Below are 15,673 nucleotides of genomic sequence, written 5' to 3'. Positions count from 1 at the left end.
GACGGGTGCGGCGGCGGGCGCGGCGCCCGCGGGCTGCGGCTCCTCGGCGCGCACGGCCTCGACGAGGGCCACGACCTCGTCGACCTCGACGTCGCCCTCGGTGCCGTCCCGCTCGATCGCGGTCAGCAGGTCACGCACGCGGTCGACCATCGCGAGCAGCACGTCGGTGGTCCGCTGGTCCATCGTGCGGCGCCCGTCGCGCAGCTCGACCAGCAGGCTCTCGCCCGCGTGCGTGAGCCGCTCGAGGCGGTGCATCGCGAGGAACCCGCTCGTGCCCTTGATCGTGTGGATCGTGCGGAACACGCTGCTCAGCAGCGGGCGTGATCCCGGCTGCTCCTCGAGCGCGACCAGGTCGCGGTCCAGCTGGTCGAGGTTCTCCTGCGACTCGACCAGGAACTCGCGCACGATCTCGTCGACGTCGTCCATGTGCACCTCCCCGGCTGGGTGCGCACGCACCCGACGCCCCGCACATCGGCCGCCGGGCCCGAGGTCTGAGGGGTGCGGGCCGTCTTCAGCCGCGGGGCGTGCCGCCGGCGTCCGGCGCCGACGGGTCCGCGGCCCCGGGTGCGTCGGCGCGGGGCGCCGACCGGTGGCCCGGCAGCAGGTCGCGCAGCGCCGCGGCGGCCGTGGCGTCCGCGTCGCCGGCCTGCGCGGCGGCGGCGTTCGCCTCGCGCACCGCGTCGAGCACCTCGGAGCGGTGGACGCGCACGTGGCGCGGCGCGTCGATGCCCAGCCGCACGCCGTCGGCCCGGACCTCGAGGACCGTGACGACCACGTCGTCGCCGATGACGACGCTCTCGCCGACGCGACGGGTGAGCACGAGCATGCCCGCGAGACTACAGGGCGCCCGCGGCGGCCCGGCCGGCGTCCCGCGCGCGTCGGGACGTGGCGAGCGACGGGTGCGGCCGGTCCGCCGCGGGCTGGGTACGGTGCCCGGGTGAGCGCCCCGACCCCCGTGCCGTCCGTCCCCGCGGCCGCCCGACCCTCGCGCGGCGCCCTGACCGGCGGTGGCGTCCTCGCGGGCGCGGCCGCGTGGGTCGCGGTCGCGCACTACTTCGTGGTGCTGCTGGTGGTCCGGGCGGCGTGGACGACGCCGTACAGCGTGCTCTCGAACACCATCAGCGACCTCGGCGCGGCGGGCTGCGGCGAGCACCGCGGCCGCGACGTGTGCTCGCCGTGGCACGTCGCCGCGAACGTCTCGTGGGTCGCCACGGGTGCGTGCCTGCTGCTCGGCGCGCTGCTGCTGCGACCCGTGCTGGCCCGGGGCGCCGCGGGGCGCGTCGGCCTCGCGCTGATCGGCGTGGCGGGCGTGGGCGAGCTCGTGGTCGGGCTGAGCCCCGAGGACGTGAGCGCGGCGCACGTGCCGGCCGCGGCCGTCGCGATCGTCGGCGGGCTCGCCGGCCTGCTGACGCTGGGCGCGTCGCTCGCGCGCACGCCCGGCCTGCGCGGCCTCGGGGTGCTGGGCGTCGGGTTCGGCGCGCTCGGCGCGACCGCGCTCGTGCTGGGGGTGACGGTCGTCCCGGAGCGGCTCGTCGGACTGGTCGAGCGGCTCGCCGCCTACCCGATCCTCGTGTGGGCCGTGGCCGCGGGCGTCACGGTGCTGGTCCGGCGGCGCGCTCACGCGAGCGCGGCGTCGAGCTCCTGACCGAGGGCGGCGGCCCACACCAGGCGCGACGCCGGGACGCCGTCCACCCACGCGACCGGCAGACCGGGCTCCAGCACGGTGCCGGGTGCCGCGGTGTCGAGCAGGCCGTGCACCGCGAGCGCGTCCACGGGGCGCTCGGCGCCGACCGCGGCCACCCACGCCGCGACGTCGGCGGACTTGGTGCGCGCGTCCGTCACGGCCCACACCTGGTCGGCGCCGAGGCCCGCGAGCGCGTGCGCGGCGCGCGCGCGGTCGTGGTGCTCGGTGCCGACGCGCAGCGCGACGACCTGCGCGGTGCCCCCGTCGCGGGCCGGTGCCGTGACGGCGCCGGACGCGTCGAGCTCGTGCACGCGGCCGTCGGGCAGCCCCCACCGCACCGCGAGCGTGCGGGCCACGGCGCGCGGCCCGTCGCCCTCGCCGACGACCACGAGCACCTGCCCGACGCCGCGCGGCGGCGGGGGCGGTGCGGGCAGCCGGCCCAGCACGGCGCCGAGCGTCATGGGCCCCGCGTCGAGCAGGCGCACCGGCACGCCGAGGCGGACGAGCTCGGCGCGCAGCCCGACGCCGGGCGCGTACGGGGGCGCGGGGGGCGGCTCGGGGGCGGGGACCGCGGGCGCGAGCGCGAGCGCGGCGGCGGCACCCGCGAGCGCCGCGTCGGCGGGGCGGGGCGCGGGCACCACGAGGTCGGGGTCGGGGGCGCCCACGAGCGAGCGGACCTGGTCGAGGACCGCCGCGAACTCGCGCGACGTGGTCGACACGCCGGGCGCGGGCGCGGGCGGGCCGTCGGGGCCGTCGGCCGCGTCGGCCGCGTCGAGCAGGTCCTCGATGCCGCGCGCGGGGGCGGGTGCGGCGGGCCGGTGCGCGAACGCGCGCACGGGCCGGTCGTCCTCGTCCGGCACGTCGACGGTCATCTCGTAGCGTTCCTTGGCGAAGAACCCCGCGAACCCGCCCGAGCGGATGCGCTCGGCGCTGACGATGCGCGCGCCCGGGCCCAGGTGCTCGCGCACCTGCGTGACGAGCTCGTCGAGGTCGGGGCCCTCAAGCAGCAATCGCGTGGTCACCGTTCACCACCCCCACGGTGTCGACCTGGACGCCGGCGGCCGTGACCTCGGAGTACGAGAGCACGGGCAGCCGCGGGTCGGCGAGCGCGACGAGCCGGCGCAGCGCCGGGCGGATCGCGGGCGAGCACGCGAGCACGACCCCGCGGCCCTCGGCCTCGGCGCGACCGACCGCGGCGCGCAGCTGCGCGAGCACCGTGTCGAGGCGCTGCGGGTCGACCAGCAGCTGGCTGCCCTGGTCGCCGGGCCGCAGGTTCTCGGCGAGCTGGTGCTCGAGCACGGGCTCGAGGGTGAGGACGCGCAGCGCGCCCTCCTGCACGTAGGGCGCCGCGAGCGCGGGGCCGAGCGCCGAGCGCGCGGCCTCGACCAGCCCCTCGGGGTCGGTCGAGACGCGGGCCCGCAGCGTGAGGGCCTCGTAGATGCGGCCGAGGTCGCGGATCGGCACCTGCTCGACGAGCAGGCCCTGCAGCACGCGCTGCACCTCGCCCAGCGAGAGCAGCGCGGGCACGAGCTCCTCGACGACCGACGGGTTGACCTGCTTGACGCCCTCGGTGAGCACGCGCACGTCCTCGCGCCCGAGCAGCCGCGCGGCGTGGTCGTGCACGAGCGCCGACAGGTGCGTGACCAGCACCGACACGCGGTCGACGACCGTGGCGCCGGAGATCTCCGCGGCGTGCCGCAGCTCGGCGGGCACCCACTTGCCGGGCAGCCCGAACACGGGCTCGGACACCGCCGTGCCGGGCAGCGCGGCGAGGTCGTCCCCGAGGGCGAGCACGCGCCCGGGGGGCGCCTGGCCGCGGCCGACCTCGACGCCCGCGACGCGCACGACGTACGTCGACGGCGGCAGGTCGACGCTGTCGCGCGTGCGCACGGGCGGCACGACGATGCCCAGGTCGAGCGCGACCTTGTGGCGCAGCGCCCGCACGCGCGCGAGCAGGTCCTGGTCCGGGCCCGTGCCGACGAGGTCGACGAGGTCGGGCGCGAGCAGGATCTCGAGCGTGTGCACGCGCATCTGCTCGATGAGCTGCTCGGGCGTCTCGGCGGACGGCGCGGCGACCTCGGCGACCGCGGGCTCGGCCGCGGCGGCGGCCTCGGCCTTCTCGCGGGCGCCGATGCGCTGACCGGCGACCAGCAGCGCTCCCCCGACGGCGAGGAACGGCAGCTTGGGCATGCCGGGCAGCAGCGCGAGCGCGACGGCCGCGCCGCCCGCGACGAGCAACGCCGTGCGGGACTGCGTGAGCTGCGACGCGGCCGCGGTGCCCATGTCGCCCTCGGCGGTCGCGCGCGTGACGACGATGCCCGTGGACACCGACAGCAGCAGCGCGGGGATCTGCGTGACCAGGCCGTCGCCGACGGTCAGCAGGCTGAACCGCTCGATGGCCTCGCCCGCCGACATGCCCATCTGCACCATGCCGATCGCGAACCCGCCGACCAGGTTGATGACCGTGATGACGATGCCGGCGATCGCGTCGCCCTTGACGAACTTCGACCCGCCGTCCATCGCGCCGTAGAAGTCGGCCTCGGCGGACACCTCGGCGCGGCGCCGGCGCGCGGTGTCCTCGTCGATGAGGCCCGAGTTGAGGTCGGCGTCGATGGCCATCTGCTTGCCGGGCATCGCGTCGAGCGTGAAGCGCGCACCCACCTCGGCGACGCGGCCCGCGCCGTTGGTGATGACGACGAACTGGATGACCACGAGGATGAGGAAGATCACGAGGCCGATGACGAGCGACCCGCCGACCACGAAGTGGCCGAACGCGTCGATCACCTCGCCCGCGAAGCCCTGCCCCAGCACGAGGCGCGTCGAGGCGACGTTGAGCCCGAGCCGGAACAGCGTGAACACGAGGATCAGCGACGGGAACACCGAGAAGTCGAGCGGCTTCTGCACGTACATGCTGGTCAGCAGGATCACGAGCGACGCCGTGATGTTGACGACGATGAGCACGTCGAGCATCGCGGGCGGCAGCGGCACGACGAGCAGCAGCACGATGCCGACGACGCCGACGGGCACCGCGAAGCGGGCGACGGAACGGTTCTGCACGGGTCAGCTCCTGGGGGCGGCGCCGGCGCGCGGGCGCCGGGCTCGGGGCGGGGTCGGGGTGTCGGGCGGCAGCGTCGATCCGCCGGGAAGGCGGTGCTGGCCGAGGCTCGCGCCACGGCGGCGCAGCGCCATGACGAACGCGAGGACGCGCGCGACGGCGGTGAACAGGTGCTCGGGGATCTCCTGGCCGACGTCGCACGCCGCGTGCAGCGCACGGGCCAGCGGGACGTCCTCGACGAGCGGCACGCGGTGCTCGCCCGCGAGCTCGCGGATGCGCGCCGCCACGGCGCCGGCGCCCTTCGCGACGACGCGCGGCGCGCCCGTGCCGGGCTCGTACCGCAGCGCGACGGCGACGTGCGTGGGGTTGACCATGACGACGTCCGCGGTCGCGACCTCGGCCATCATGCGGTTGCGGCTCATGCGCATCTGCCGCGACCGGATCTGGCCCTTGACCAGCGGGTCGCCCTCGGTGCGCTTGTTCTCCTCCTTGACCTCCTGCTTGGTCATGCGCGTCGACTTGCGGTTGCGCCGCAGCACGACGACCAGGTCGACCACGGCGAGCGCGACGCCCACCGCGATGCCGCCGCGCAGCAGGCCCGACGCGCCGTCGCCCGCGGCGCCGAGCACGGCCGCGAGCGGCAGCGTCCCGGACGCCATGAGCGTCGGCACCATGGTCTGGACGCCCGCGTAGAGCACGGCCGCGACCGCGAGGGTCTTGAGGAGGGTCTTGACGCCCTGCCACATCGCCTGCGGGCCGACGAACTTCTTCGCGGCGGCCGCGGGCTTGAGGTGGTCGAACTTGGGCTTCATGCTGCGGAAGCTCACGCCGCCCTGCGCGACGGCGACGACGATCGTCGCGACCACGAGCACGGCGAACATGGGGCCGAGCGTGCTGCCCGCGGACTGGAGCGACTGCCGCAGCACCTCGACGGCCTGCGCGGGGTCGGCGCTCGACGCGACCGCACGGACCTGCGTCATCTGCTCGAGCGCGGCACCCCGCGCGCGGCCGAGCACGCCCGGCAGCATGAGCGCCGCCGCGCCGAGGCCGACCCACGCCGTGAGGTCCTGCGAGCGCCCGACCTGGCCCTTGCGCCGGACGTCCTTGAGCCGCTGCGGCGTGGCCTTCTCGGTGCGCTCGCCGCCCCCGCCGCCGCTCACCGCAGCACCGCCGGCACGTCGGTCGCGGTGCGCTCGGCGAGCGCGCCGAGCAGGTCGGGCAGCGCGAGCAGCGCGAAGCCGCACAGCGTGAGCGTCAGCAGGATCTTCAGGGGGAACCCGAGCGCGAACGCGTTGAGCGCGGGCGACACGCGCGTGAGCAGCCCGAGGCCGACGTCGGCGAGGAACAGCACGACGAGCAGCGGGCCCGCGATCTGCAGCGCCGACACGAACAGCGACGTGATGCCGTCGGCCGCGCCCTGCGCGAACCCGGCGGCCGAGAACATGGTCCCGAGCGGCAGCACGTCGAACGTGCGCAGCAGCCCCGCGACGACCAGCTGGTAGCCGTCGGACGCGAACAGCAGCACGACCGCGAGCAGCTGGTAGAGCCGCGAGAACTGCGCGCCGCTGGTCATGCTCATGGGGTCGAACGCGGTCGCGATCTGGAACCCGCCGAACAGGTCGACGAGCGACCCCGCGGACTGCACCGCCGCGAACACCAGGTAGACGAGGAACCCGGTCCCGGCGCCGACGACGGCCTGCAGCACGAGAGCGCCGACGAACGCGCCCGTGCCGGTCGACTCGACCTGCTCGAGCCGGGGCGCGACCGCGAGCGCGAGGCCCGTGCCGAGCGCGACCTTGACCGGTCCGGGCACGCCGCGCTGCGCGAACGGCGGCGCGACCACGAGGAACGCGATCATGCGCACGGCCGCGAGCAGCGTGGTCTCGACCGCGGCGATCGGCAGCGTGACGGCGACGGGGTCCATCGGGGTCGGCTCACCCGCCCAGCAGCGACGGGATGCGCGCGTACAGCTCGTGCGTGAACGTCACGAGCTCGGTGATCATCCAGTGCCCCGCGATCAGCAGCGCCGCGGCCGCGGCGACGGCCTTGGGCACGAACGACAGCGTGACCTCCTGGATCTGGGTCACGGACTGCACGAGCGACACCGCGAACCCCACGACGAGGGCGGTGACGAGCACGGGCGCGGCGAGCTTGGCGGCCAGCACGAGGGAGTCGAGCGCGATGTCGAGGACCGCGTTGGTGTCCACTAGCCGCCCCCGGTGTACGAGCCGACGAGCGCGGTGACGATCAGCCCCCAGCCGTCGACGAGCACGAACAGCAGGAGCTTGAACGGCAGCGACACCATGATCGGCGGCAGCATCATCATGCCCATCGCCATGAGCGCGGAGGACACGACGAGGTCGATCACGAGGAACGGCACGAACACGACGAAGCCGATGATGAACGCGGCCCGCAGCTCCGACAGCAGGAACGCGGGCGCGAGCACCGTGAACGGCACGTCGGCCGGCGTCTCGGGGTTGGGCCGGTCGGCGGCGCGCGTGAGCAGCGCGATGTCCTGCTCGCGCGTGTGGGACAGCATGAACTCGCGCAGCGGCGCCTGCCCGGCCTCGACGGCCTGCGTGAACGTGAGGCTGCCGTCGAGGTAGGGCTGCACGCCCGCGTCGTTGACGCCGCTGACGACCGGCGCCATGACGAACAGCGACAGGAACAGCGCGAGGCCCGCGAGGACCTGGTTGGGCGGCACGCCCTGCAGGCCGAGCGCGTTGCGGGTCAGGGACAGCACCACGAGGATCTTGGTGAAGCTCGTGGTCAGCAGGATCAGCGACGGCGCGACCGACAGCAGCGTGATGCCGAGCAGCACGACGATCGAGCCGCTGGGCGTGCCGTTGATGCCGTTGACCTGCACCGTCACCTCGCCCACGCCGGGCGCCTCGGGCGCGGTCGGCGCCGCGGGCGGCGTGGGCCCGGTCGCGGCGTGCGACGGCGCCGCGAGCGCGAGCTGGACGACGAGCACGCCCGCGACGACGAGCGCGAGCAGCAGCGCGCGCACGAGCGTGCGGCGCCGGTCGCGGACGGCCGGTGCCGTCGGCAGCGACGGGACAGGCGTCGCGGGTGCGGGCGACGCGAGGGCCGGGCGGGTCATCGGCGCACCGTGCGGTCCTGCAGCGCGCGCAGGGTCGCGCGCCACGTCTGCGGGGACAGCACCGAGCCCGCGAGCGGGCCGGGGCGGGCGCCGTCGGGCGCGGGGCGCGGCGTGGGCACGGCGTCCGCCGACCCGGCGGCGGGCGTGGACGCCGACGTGGTCGCGGGCGCGAGCTCGGGCACGGGGCGCAGCTCGGTGAGCAGCTGCACCTGCTGCTCGCCGAAGCCGACGAGCAGGCGGCGGCTGCCGACCGCGACCACGGCCACGCCCGACCCGCGGGAGAGCGACTGCCGGTCGACCACGTGCACCGTCGGCTCGCGGTCGTCGTGCGCACCCCGCGAGGCACCCAGCTTGCGCGCCAGGTACCACACGAGGCCGACGACGCACGCGAGCGACAGCAGCACGCGGCCGACGAGCAGCAGCTCGTCCATCAGACGGCGTCCGGCGCGCTGACGATCTCGGTGACGCGGATCGCGAAGTCCTCGTCGACCACGACGACCTCGCCGCGCGCGATCAGGCGCCCGTTGACGACGACGTCGGCGGGCCCGCCCGCGGCGCGGTCGAGCTCGAGGACCGTGCCGGGCGTGAGGTCGAGCACCTGACGCAGCGGCAGGCGCGTGCGCCCGATCTCCGCGGTGAGCGTGAGCTCGACGTCGTACAGCGCGCGCAGCGCGGCGCCCCGCTGCGTCGGCACCGCGGGTGCGGCGGCGGCCGGCGCACCGCCCGGGCGCACGCGCACCACGAGCCAGGCGCGCGGCCCGTCGGGGCCGACGAGCGCGACGACGTCGCTCTCGGGCGTGACGACCTGGCCGGCCGTCGACAGCCGCGCGGGCTCCAGCACGCCGTCGCCCAGCGCGGCCGCGGCCGCCTGCAGCGCCGGTCGCAGCGCCGCCGCGGGGTCGAGCGCGGCGCCGTCGGTGCCCTCGGCGAGGGCCGCGGCGACCTGCGGGCCGAGCACGAGGGCGACGTCGGCCGACGTGCGGCCGACGACGCCCGCGACGACCGCCGCGGCGTCGGCCGGCGGGGCCGCGTCGGCCGGTGCGACCTGCAGCGGGACGTCGGCGGGGACGAGCGCCGCGGCGGCCGTGGCGGCCGCGGTCGTGTCGACGACGGGGGACGTGGTGCTCATGCGTGGTTCTCCTCGACGCTCACGACCTGGCAGGCGAGCCGCGAGCCGTGGGTGCCGGCGGCGGCGTGCGCGAGCACGACGTCGTCGACCACGACCTCCAGGGGCCGGCTCGCGGGGTGGGACAGCGGCAGCACGTCGCCGACCGCGAGGTCGACGACGTCCCGCGGGTGGACGACACGGGGCGTGCAGCGCACGGCGACCTCGACCGGCGCCTCGAGCGTCGCGCGCTCGAGGTCGGCCTTGTCACGGACCAGCCGGTCCGGGTTGGGGGTCTCGCCGTCGGGGCGCTGCTCGGTGCGCAGCGCCGCGAGCACCGCCTCGGCGGGGAGCATGAGCGTCGCGGTGTCGACGCGCTTCTCGTCGATCCGCAGCGTGAAGCTCGCCGTCAGCACGGCGTCGGTCGCGGCGACCGCCTGCACGAACTGCGGGTTGTACTGGATCGAGCGCACCGACAGCTGCAGCGGCATGATCGCCGCGAACGTGTACGTGAGGTCCGCGAGCGCGTTCGTCACGAGGTCGCGCACGAGCGTCGTCTCGATCTCGGTGAGCTCGCGCCCCTCGCGCTCGTCGCCCAGCCCCGAGCCGCCGAACAGGTAGTCGACCCACACCAGGGTCGCGGGCACCGGCAGCTGCAGCAGCGCCGTGCCGCGCGGCTGCTCGACCGTGCACACGAACAGCGCGGTCGGCGTCGGCAGGTTCGCGACGTGCTCGTCGTAGGTCAGCAGCGTGACGTCGTCGAACGTCACCTGGACCAGCGCGCGCAGGCGCGCCGTGAGCTGCGTGCCCCACAGGCGCGCGAACCGCTGCAGCGCCATCGACAGGTGGCGCGCGTGCTCGCGCGACAGCGTGAGGGGGCGGCGGAAGTCGTACGGGACCGGTGCGGCGGCGCGCGCGCGGCGGCGCGCGGACGAGCCGGGTGCCACGGGCACGTCGGTGGCGACGGGCGCGGCGGGCGCGTCGGTCGCGGGTGGGGACGGCGTCACGACCGACCCATCGGCGGGTGCCGCACGGACGTGAGGAGAATCGGCGGCGGGGTCGCGCACGAGGACGACGACGGGCCCGGTGGGTGCGCGGACCGTGCGGTGGATCTCCCGCCGCCCGTCCTGGGCGGTGCGTCGCGCGGCACGGTCGCGCGCGGCGGGGAGCGACGGCGGCGCCCTCCGTGGCGCCGGCTGGTCACGTCACTGCGTGACGTAGTTCGTCAGGTAGACGTCCACCACCTCGCCCTCGTACGCCTCGGAGAGCTGCTCGGCGAGCTGCGCCTTGAGCTGGTCACGCGTGGCCGGGTCGGAGACCTCGGCGATCGGACGGCCCGAGTACAGCGCGATCGCGAGGTCGAGCGCGCGCGACGCGTCGATCTCCTCGCCCGCGTCGGCCGTGAGCTGCAGGCCCAGGCCCAGGCGCAGGTAGCGCCCGTCGGCCAGGTTGATGCTGATGGGCTCGACCTTGACGACCGCGCCCAGCTCGGGCGTCGGCTCGGGTGCCGGCTCCGCGGCCGCACCGTCGCCCTTCAGCAGCAGGAAGTACGCCGCGGCGCCGCCGATCAGCAGCACCACGACCACGGCCACCACGACCAGCAGGCCGCGCCGCGACTTCTTCTCGGCCACGGGCTCGGCCGCCGGGGCCGGGGCGGGTGCGGACCCACCGCCGCCTCCCCCGATCTTCTGCCGGGACACCACACGCTGCTCGACTGGCATGTCACACCTCCGTCTCGGGTCGTCGGGTCACTCGTGCGTCACGGTCGGCACGAGCTCGCGCACGTTCTCCGGCGCGTCGGACAGCACGACGAGGTCGACGCGGCGGTTGGCCGCCAGCGACGCCTCGTCCATGCCCTGCGCGACCGGGCGGGCGTCGCCGAACCCCACCGCGGAGATGCGGCCGGGGGCGAGCCCGTCCTTCTCCACGAGGTGCCGCAGCACCTGGGTCGCGCGGTCGGCGGACAGCTCCCAGTTGGTCGGGTAGCGCCCCGACACCGGGAGCACGTTCGCGTGCCCCTCGATCGCGATCTGCTCCTGCAGCGCGACGAGCGTGGGCGCCGCCACGTCGAGCACCTGCAGCGCGGTGGGCGTCAGCTCGGCGCTCGCGGGTGCGAAGAACACGTCGTCGGCGATGAGCCCGAGGATCAGGCCGCGTTCGTCGATGCGGAACTGCACGACCTTGTCCAGGCCTTGCGCCAGCAGGCCCTGCCGCAGCGCCTCGCGCACCTGCTCGAGGTGCGACGCCTCGGCCTGCGCGGCGGCCAGCAGCTGCGGGTCGACCGGCTCGGGCGTCGGGATCTGCCCGACCTCCGCGAGGCCCTGGTCGGCGCTCACCATGCCGGCGGTGCCCGCACCCTGCGCGTGCTGGTCCTGCGGCGCCTGGCCGTCGAGCACGCCGTCGCCGCCGTCGAACACCGTCGACGAGACCTGCACGTCGCCGTTGCCGAAGCCCGCGGCGAGCGACTTGCTCAGCGCGAGGTACTTCTCCTGGTCGACCTGGCTGATGGCGAACAGCACGATGAACAGCGCCATGAGCACCGTGATCATGTCGGAGTAGCTCACGAGCCAGCGCTCGTGGTTGACGTGCTCCTCGTGCTCCTCGTGCCGGCGCCGCCGCCCGCCCGCCGCGCTCACGCCGCCTCCGTCCGGGCGTCGGGCTTGTCGCCGCCGCCGGGCACGAGGCTGCGCAGCCGCTCGCCGACCAGGCGCGGGTTGGCGCCCGCCTGCACCGCGAGCAGGCCCTCGAGCGTGATCTCCATCTGCTGGCACTCGAGGTCGGAGATCCGCCGGATGCGGTTGCCGATCGGGAGCCACACGACGTTCGCCGAGAGGATGCCCCACAGGGTCGCGACGAACGCGGCGGCGATCGAGTGCCCCAGCGACGACGGGTCCGACAGGTTCTCGAGCACGTGCACGAGCGAGATGACCGTGCCGATGATGCCGATGGTCGGCGCGTAGCCGCCCATGTCGACGAAGTACTTGGACGCGACGCGGTCGGTCGCGCGCTTGGTCGCGATCCGGTCCTCGAGGATGACCCGCAGGTCCTCCGGGTCGGTGCCGTCGATCGCGGCCTGCAGCCCCTCGCGCAGGAACGGGTCCTCGACCTGGCGCGCGTCGTCCTCGAGCGCCAGCAGGCCCTCGCGGCGCGCGCGCTCGGCGAGCTTGACGACGACGTCGACGTTCGCGCCCGGCTGCGGCGCCTTGGCCCGCATCGCGCGCGGCACGGCCGCGAACGCGGCCTTCGCGTCCTTGAGCGTGTGCCCCGCCAGGCCGACGCCCAGCGTGCCGCCCCACACGAGGATGAGCGGCGCCGGCAGCAGGATCGACATGGGGTCGGCGCCCTCGAGGGTGAGGGCCGTGTAGATCGCGCCGAACGCGAACAGGATGCCGACGATGCCCGCGGGGTCCATCAGCGGCTCCTCGGTCGCAGCGGGACGGGCGGCGGCGGGTCGTCACCGGTGTCGTCGTCGAGGTCCGGCACGGTGCCCACCGGCCCGAGCCGCTCGAGGTCGCGCGCACGCGCCAGCAGCGACGCGCGCTGCTCGTGGATGAGCGCGACGATCTGCTCGAGGGACTCCTGGACGATGAGCTTGGTGCCGTCGACGAGCGTGAGGATGGTGTCGGGCGCACTGTCCACCCGCTGGACCAGGTCGGGGTTCACCCCGAACCTGCCCCCGTTGAGTCGCGTCACGACGATCACGGCACATCCCGTCCCTGGTCACTGCTGGTGCGGCGGCTCCGGGCTAGGCGCCCGGCGCCGCGTGCGCCCCGTCCGTGGGGCACGTCCTGCTCATCGGCAGGGCGTGCGGGCGGCTGAGGCGTCGGGCCTCACCCGCGTGCGGCGCGTCATGTCTGGTACGCCCAGTGCCACGGCTCGCGCGGCGTGTCCTCCGCGAAGCCGTACCGATCGGCGTTGGCCCGCATCCACGCCTGCGCGCGGTCGTCGAGCCGCAGGTCGACCGCGAGCCCCCAGCCGTGGTCCGACGTGCCGGGCGTCGCGGCGAGGCCGCCCTGCGAGTACAGGCCCTTGCGGCGCACGAGGTCGACCTGCGTGTCGTACGTGCGGTACGAGTCCGTGATGCCGATGGTCACGCCCTGGGCGCGCGCGTCGTCGATCAGACGCGTGAGCTGCTGCGCGGCGGGCTGCCACAGGCGGTGCCCGGTGTCCCCCACGGGGGTCAGCGCGGCGTCCGGCACGCGGCCGTTCTGGTGCGCCGCGAGGCCGTTGGGCAGCATGTCGCCGTTGATGCGACGCACCGACGACGGCGACGTGTCGACGGTCGTGGCGGGCGCGGCGCCCGGCACCTGGTACGTCGCGACCGCACGCGCGAGCGTGTCGGCGAACGCCGTGGCCGTAGTGGTCGAGCCGGACGCCGACCCCGACGCGACGGTCGGGGTCGGCGCGGGCTCGACGAGCTCGCGGAGCTGCGCCATGCGCGCCGCGATCGCGGTGATCCCCTGCATCGTCAGCGCTTGAGGTTGACCAGCTCGTTGAGCACCTCGTCGGAGGTCGTGATGATGCGCGAGTTCGCCTGGAACCCGCGCTGCGCGATGATCAGGCTGGTGAACTCGCTCGACAGGTCGACGTTCGACATCTCGAGGCGGCCGCCCGCGAGCCCGCCGCGCCCGCCCGTGCCGGCCGTGCCGATCATGGGCTCGCCCGAGTTCACCGACGTGCGGAACAGCGACCCGCCGGCCTTCTCCAGGCCGCCGGGGTTGGTGAACGCCCCCATGGCGATGCGGCCGATGACCTGCTTGAGGCCGTTGCTGAACGTGCCGGTGATGGTGCCGTCGGCGCCGAGGCCGAACGACAGCAGCGTACCCGCGGCCTGACCGTTCGGCGTGCCCGCCGCGATCGTGTCGAGACCCGCGTAGCCCGTGACCTTCGACAGGTCGAGCGCGACGCCCCCGACCGTGAGCGTGCCGGGCGTCGCGAGCGCACCGGCCGCCGTGAACGTCACCGGCTGCGCGGCGACCGTCGCCGCCCCGTCGCCCGCGGCCACGGTCCAGCCCGCGGCCTCCTTCGTGAACGTCACCGTGAGCGTGCGCTCGGTGCCGATCGCGTCGTACACCTTCATCGGCAGGTTCTTGGTCGTGCCGACCGCCGCCGAGGAGTCCAGGTTGCCGAGCGTGTCCGCCGTCGTCGTCGCGACCGCGCCCATCGTGGTGCCGGCCGGGACCTTGAGGTCGACGAGCGGGCTGTTCGTGTCGACGACGCCGTTGACCGCGGCCCAGCCCTGCACGAGCGCGCCCTCGCCCGGCAGCACCATCTGGCCCGTGGTGTCGAAGTCGAACGCGCCGGCGCGCGTGTAGTACGTCTCGGCGCCCTTGCGGACGACGAAGAACCCGTCGCCCTGGATCATCATGTCCGTGCTGCGGCCGGTGGTCTGCGAGGCACCCTGCGTGAAGCTCGTCGTGATGCCCGCGACCTGCACGCCGAGGCCGACCTGCGCGGGGTTGGTGCCGCCGACGCCGCCCTGCGGGGCGCCCGCGTTGGTGAGGACCTGGCTGAGCGTGTCCTGGAACACCACCTGCGAGGACTTGTAGCCGGTCGTGTTGACGTTGGCGATGTTGTTGCCCGTGACGTCGAGCATGGTCTGGTGGCTGCGCAGACCGCTGATGCCGGAGAAGAGCGAGCGGAGCATGGGAGTTCCTTTCGGTGGTCCGCGTCAGGCGGCGGGGGTGGTCGGCGGGGTGGTCGCGGTGGGGTCGGCCGCCGTGACGGCGGCGACCGCGTCGAGCGGCACGTCGGTGTCGCCGACCCGCACGGTCGGGACCGCACCGGCGTAGGACACGGCGGTGACGACGCCCGTGCGCGTCGTGGTCTCGGAGTCCTTCCACGTGACCTCGCGACCGACGAGGGCGGCGGCGGACGACCGCATCTGCAGCGCGAACGCCTCGCGCTGGGTGTCCGACAGCTCGACGAGACGCTCCATCGTGTTGAGCTGCGTGGTCTGCGCCATCAGCTGCGTGGTGTCCATCGGGCTGGTCGGGTCCTGGTAGCGCATCTGCGCGACCAGGAGCTTGAGGAACGCCTGCTTGTCCAGCGACGTCCGGTCGACGGGCTCGCTCGCGCCGGACGAGCCGGAGCCGCCGACGGGCACGTTGCCCTGCGCGTACGACGTGTCGATGCTCAACGGGTCCTCCGGGGTCAGACGACGAGGTCGAGCGCGCCGGGGCGCGCACGGGGGGTCGGGTGGGGGGTGGCGGGCGCGTCGCCGTCGGCGCCGCGCGGGGTGACGGCGCCGTCGGCCGGGCGGCCGGAGCGGCCGCCCGGGCCCTGGTCGAGGTCCTGACCGGCGCGGCCGCCGGCCTCGTCGCGGCCGCCGAGGCCGAGCTCGGCCTGCAGACCCGCTGCCTGCAGGTCGCGCCGCAGCTCGGCGAGGGTGCCGCGCAGCGCCTCGCGCGCCGCGTCGGTCGCGCCGACGAGGTCGAGGCGGACGGCGTCGTGCGTGATGTGCGCGACCACCCGGACGGGGCCGAGGTGCTCGGGGTCCACGGGCACGGTGAGCACGTGGCGGCCGGTGCCGAGCTCGCCGACGGACCGCAGGCGCGCGCCGAGCTGCTCGGCGAGCGGGACGACAGGCACGGGCTGCGTCGACGGCACGGCGACGGGGGCCGCCGCCGCGGGGGCGGGAGCCGGGGCGGGCGCGGGCGCCACGACCGGGACGGGCGCGGGTGCGGCTGCGGGTGCGGCAGTCGGCGCCGCGAGCGGCTCGCGCGC

Annotated in this window: 20 protein-coding genes; 1 reads left to right on the top strand and 19 read right to left on the bottom strand. The window is 75.5% G+C overall.

Annotated elements, in window-relative coordinates; translation table 11 throughout:
* Both CS2_RS14965 and csrA read right to left on the bottom strand, forming a co-directional pair.
* Positions 1 to 426 (bottom strand): Hpt domain-containing protein (locus CS2_RS14965; protein ID WP_174524312.1); only part of this gene is annotated, 426 nt, incomplete at its 3' end.
* 85 nt (positions 427 to 511) lie between these two features.
* Positions 512 to 826 (bottom strand): carbon storage regulator CsrA, encoded by a 315-nt coding sequence (gene csrA / locus CS2_RS19655; protein ID WP_046530127.1) that lies wholly within the window; start codon positions 824 to 826, stop codon positions 512 to 514.
* Positions 827 to 937: 111 nt separating this feature from the next.
* On the opposite strand from csrA, the gene CS2_RS14955 reads away from it, so the two are divergent.
* Positions 938 to 1,645, top strand: coding sequence for a DUF998 domain-containing protein (locus CS2_RS14955; protein WP_082740270.1), 708 nt, complete (start codon positions 938 to 940; stop codon positions 1,643 to 1,645).
* On the opposite strand, the gene CS2_RS19695 is transcribed toward CS2_RS14955, so the two are convergent.
* The 17 genes from CS2_RS19695 to CS2_RS14870 all read right to left on the bottom strand — a co-directional run.
* Positions 1,618 to 2,706: a hypothetical protein gene (locus CS2_RS19695; protein WP_156442155.1), complete on the bottom strand. Its 1,089-nt coding sequence runs from the start codon at positions 2,704 to 2,706 to the stop codon at positions 1,618 to 1,620. The genes CS2_RS14955 and CS2_RS19695 overlap by 28 nt on opposite strands.
* Positions 2,684 to 4,741: a flagellar biosynthesis protein FlhA gene (gene flhA, locus CS2_RS14945; protein ID WP_070320587.1), complete on the bottom strand. Its 2,058-nt coding sequence runs from the start codon at positions 4,739 to 4,741 to the stop codon at positions 2,684 to 2,686. The genes CS2_RS19695 and flhA overlap by 23 nt, the downstream gene beginning before the upstream one ends.
* 3 nt (positions 4,742 to 4,744) lie before the next feature.
* On the bottom strand, positions 4,745 to 5,899 hold the full coding sequence (locus CS2_RS14940) for an EscU/YscU/HrcU family type III secretion system export apparatus switch protein (RefSeq protein WP_070320586.1): 1,155 nt from the start codon (positions 5,897 to 5,899) through the stop codon (positions 4,745 to 4,747).
* Entirely contained in the window at positions 5,896 to 6,663 is a 768-nt protein-coding gene (locus tag CS2_RS14935) for a flagellar biosynthetic protein FliR (protein ID WP_046530124.1), read from the bottom strand. The genes CS2_RS14940 and CS2_RS14935 overlap by 4 nt, the downstream gene beginning before the upstream one ends.
* A gap of 10 nt (positions 6,664 to 6,673) precedes the next feature.
* Positions 6,674 to 6,946 (bottom strand): flagellar biosynthesis protein FliQ, encoded by a 273-nt coding sequence (gene fliQ, locus CS2_RS14930; RefSeq protein WP_046530123.1) that lies wholly within the window; start codon positions 6,944 to 6,946, stop codon positions 6,674 to 6,676.
* Entirely contained in the window at positions 6,946 to 7,842 is an 897-nt protein-coding gene (gene fliP, locus CS2_RS14925; RefSeq protein WP_082740269.1) for a flagellar type III secretion system pore protein FliP, read from the bottom strand. Before fliP ends, fliQ begins: the two co-directional genes overlap by 1 nt.
* On the bottom strand, positions 7,839 to 8,273 hold the full coding sequence (locus CS2_RS14920) for a flagellar biosynthetic protein FliO (protein WP_070320585.1): 435 nt from the start codon (positions 8,271 to 8,273) through the stop codon (positions 7,839 to 7,841). The genes fliP and CS2_RS14920 overlap by 4 nt, the downstream gene beginning before the upstream one ends.
* The gene (fliN, locus tag CS2_RS14915) at positions 8,273 to 8,971 is read right to left on the bottom strand and encodes a flagellar motor switch protein FliN (RefSeq protein WP_046530122.1); all 699 of its coding nucleotides are present in this window, start codon (positions 8,969 to 8,971) and stop codon (positions 8,273 to 8,275) included. Before fliN ends, CS2_RS14920 begins: the two co-directional genes overlap by 1 nt.
* Positions 8,968 to 9,954, bottom strand: a complete 987-nt coding sequence (locus tag CS2_RS14910; RefSeq protein ID WP_226237087.1) for a flagellar motor switch protein FliM — start codon at positions 9,952 to 9,954, stop codon at positions 8,968 to 8,970. The genes fliN and CS2_RS14910 overlap by 4 nt, the downstream gene beginning before the upstream one ends.
* A 198-nt stretch (positions 9,955 to 10,152) precedes the next feature.
* Positions 10,153 to 10,668 (bottom strand): flagellar basal body-associated FliL family protein, encoded by a 516-nt coding sequence (locus CS2_RS14905; RefSeq protein ID WP_070320584.1) that lies wholly within the window; start codon positions 10,666 to 10,668, stop codon positions 10,153 to 10,155.
* 27 nt (positions 10,669 to 10,695) lie between these two features.
* A complete protein-coding gene (locus CS2_RS14900) occupies positions 10,696 to 11,583 on the bottom strand; it encodes an OmpA/MotB family protein (RefSeq protein ID WP_070320583.1) in 888 nt (295 codons plus the stop codon).
* Positions 11,580 to 12,359 carry a motility protein A gene (locus CS2_RS14895; RefSeq protein WP_070320582.1) on the bottom strand — a complete coding sequence of 260 codons (780 nt, stop codon included), beginning with the start codon at positions 12,357 to 12,359 and terminating at the stop codon, positions 11,580 to 11,582. The genes CS2_RS14900 and CS2_RS14895 overlap by 4 nt, the downstream gene beginning before the upstream one ends.
* Positions 12,359 to 12,640: a flagellar FlbD family protein gene (locus CS2_RS14890; RefSeq protein WP_306298830.1), complete on the bottom strand. Its 282-nt coding sequence runs from the start codon at positions 12,638 to 12,640 to the stop codon at positions 12,359 to 12,361. The genes CS2_RS14895 and CS2_RS14890 overlap by 1 nt, the downstream gene beginning before the upstream one ends.
* Before the next feature lie 155 nt (positions 12,641 to 12,795).
* A complete protein-coding gene (locus CS2_RS14885; RefSeq protein WP_046530117.1) occupies positions 12,796 to 13,413 on the bottom strand; it encodes a M15 family metallopeptidase in 618 nt (205 codons plus the stop codon).
* Between the two features lie 2 nt (positions 13,414 to 13,415).
* A complete protein-coding gene (locus CS2_RS14880; protein WP_046530116.1) occupies positions 13,416 to 14,594 on the bottom strand; it encodes a flagellar hook protein FlgE in 1,179 nt (392 codons plus the stop codon).
* 24 nt (positions 14,595 to 14,618) lie between these two features.
* Positions 14,619 to 15,086, bottom strand: coding sequence for a flagellar hook assembly protein FlgD (locus CS2_RS14875; RefSeq protein ID WP_070320581.1), 468 nt, complete (start codon positions 15,084 to 15,086; stop codon positions 14,619 to 14,621).
* Between the two features lie 14 nt (positions 15,087 to 15,100).
* A partial coding sequence (locus CS2_RS14870; RefSeq protein ID WP_169798658.1) for a flagellar hook-length control protein FliK occupies positions 15,101 to 15,673 on the bottom strand: 573 nt, incomplete at its 5' end.

The sequence above is a fragment of the Cellulomonas iranensis NBRC 101100 = JCM 18110 genome, from assembly GCF_001552375.1.
Taxonomy (GTDB): domain Bacteria; phylum Actinomycetota; class Actinomycetes; order Actinomycetales; family Cellulomonadaceae; genus Cellulomonas; species Cellulomonas iranensis.
This window is presented reverse-complemented; position numbering and strand designations above follow the sequence as displayed.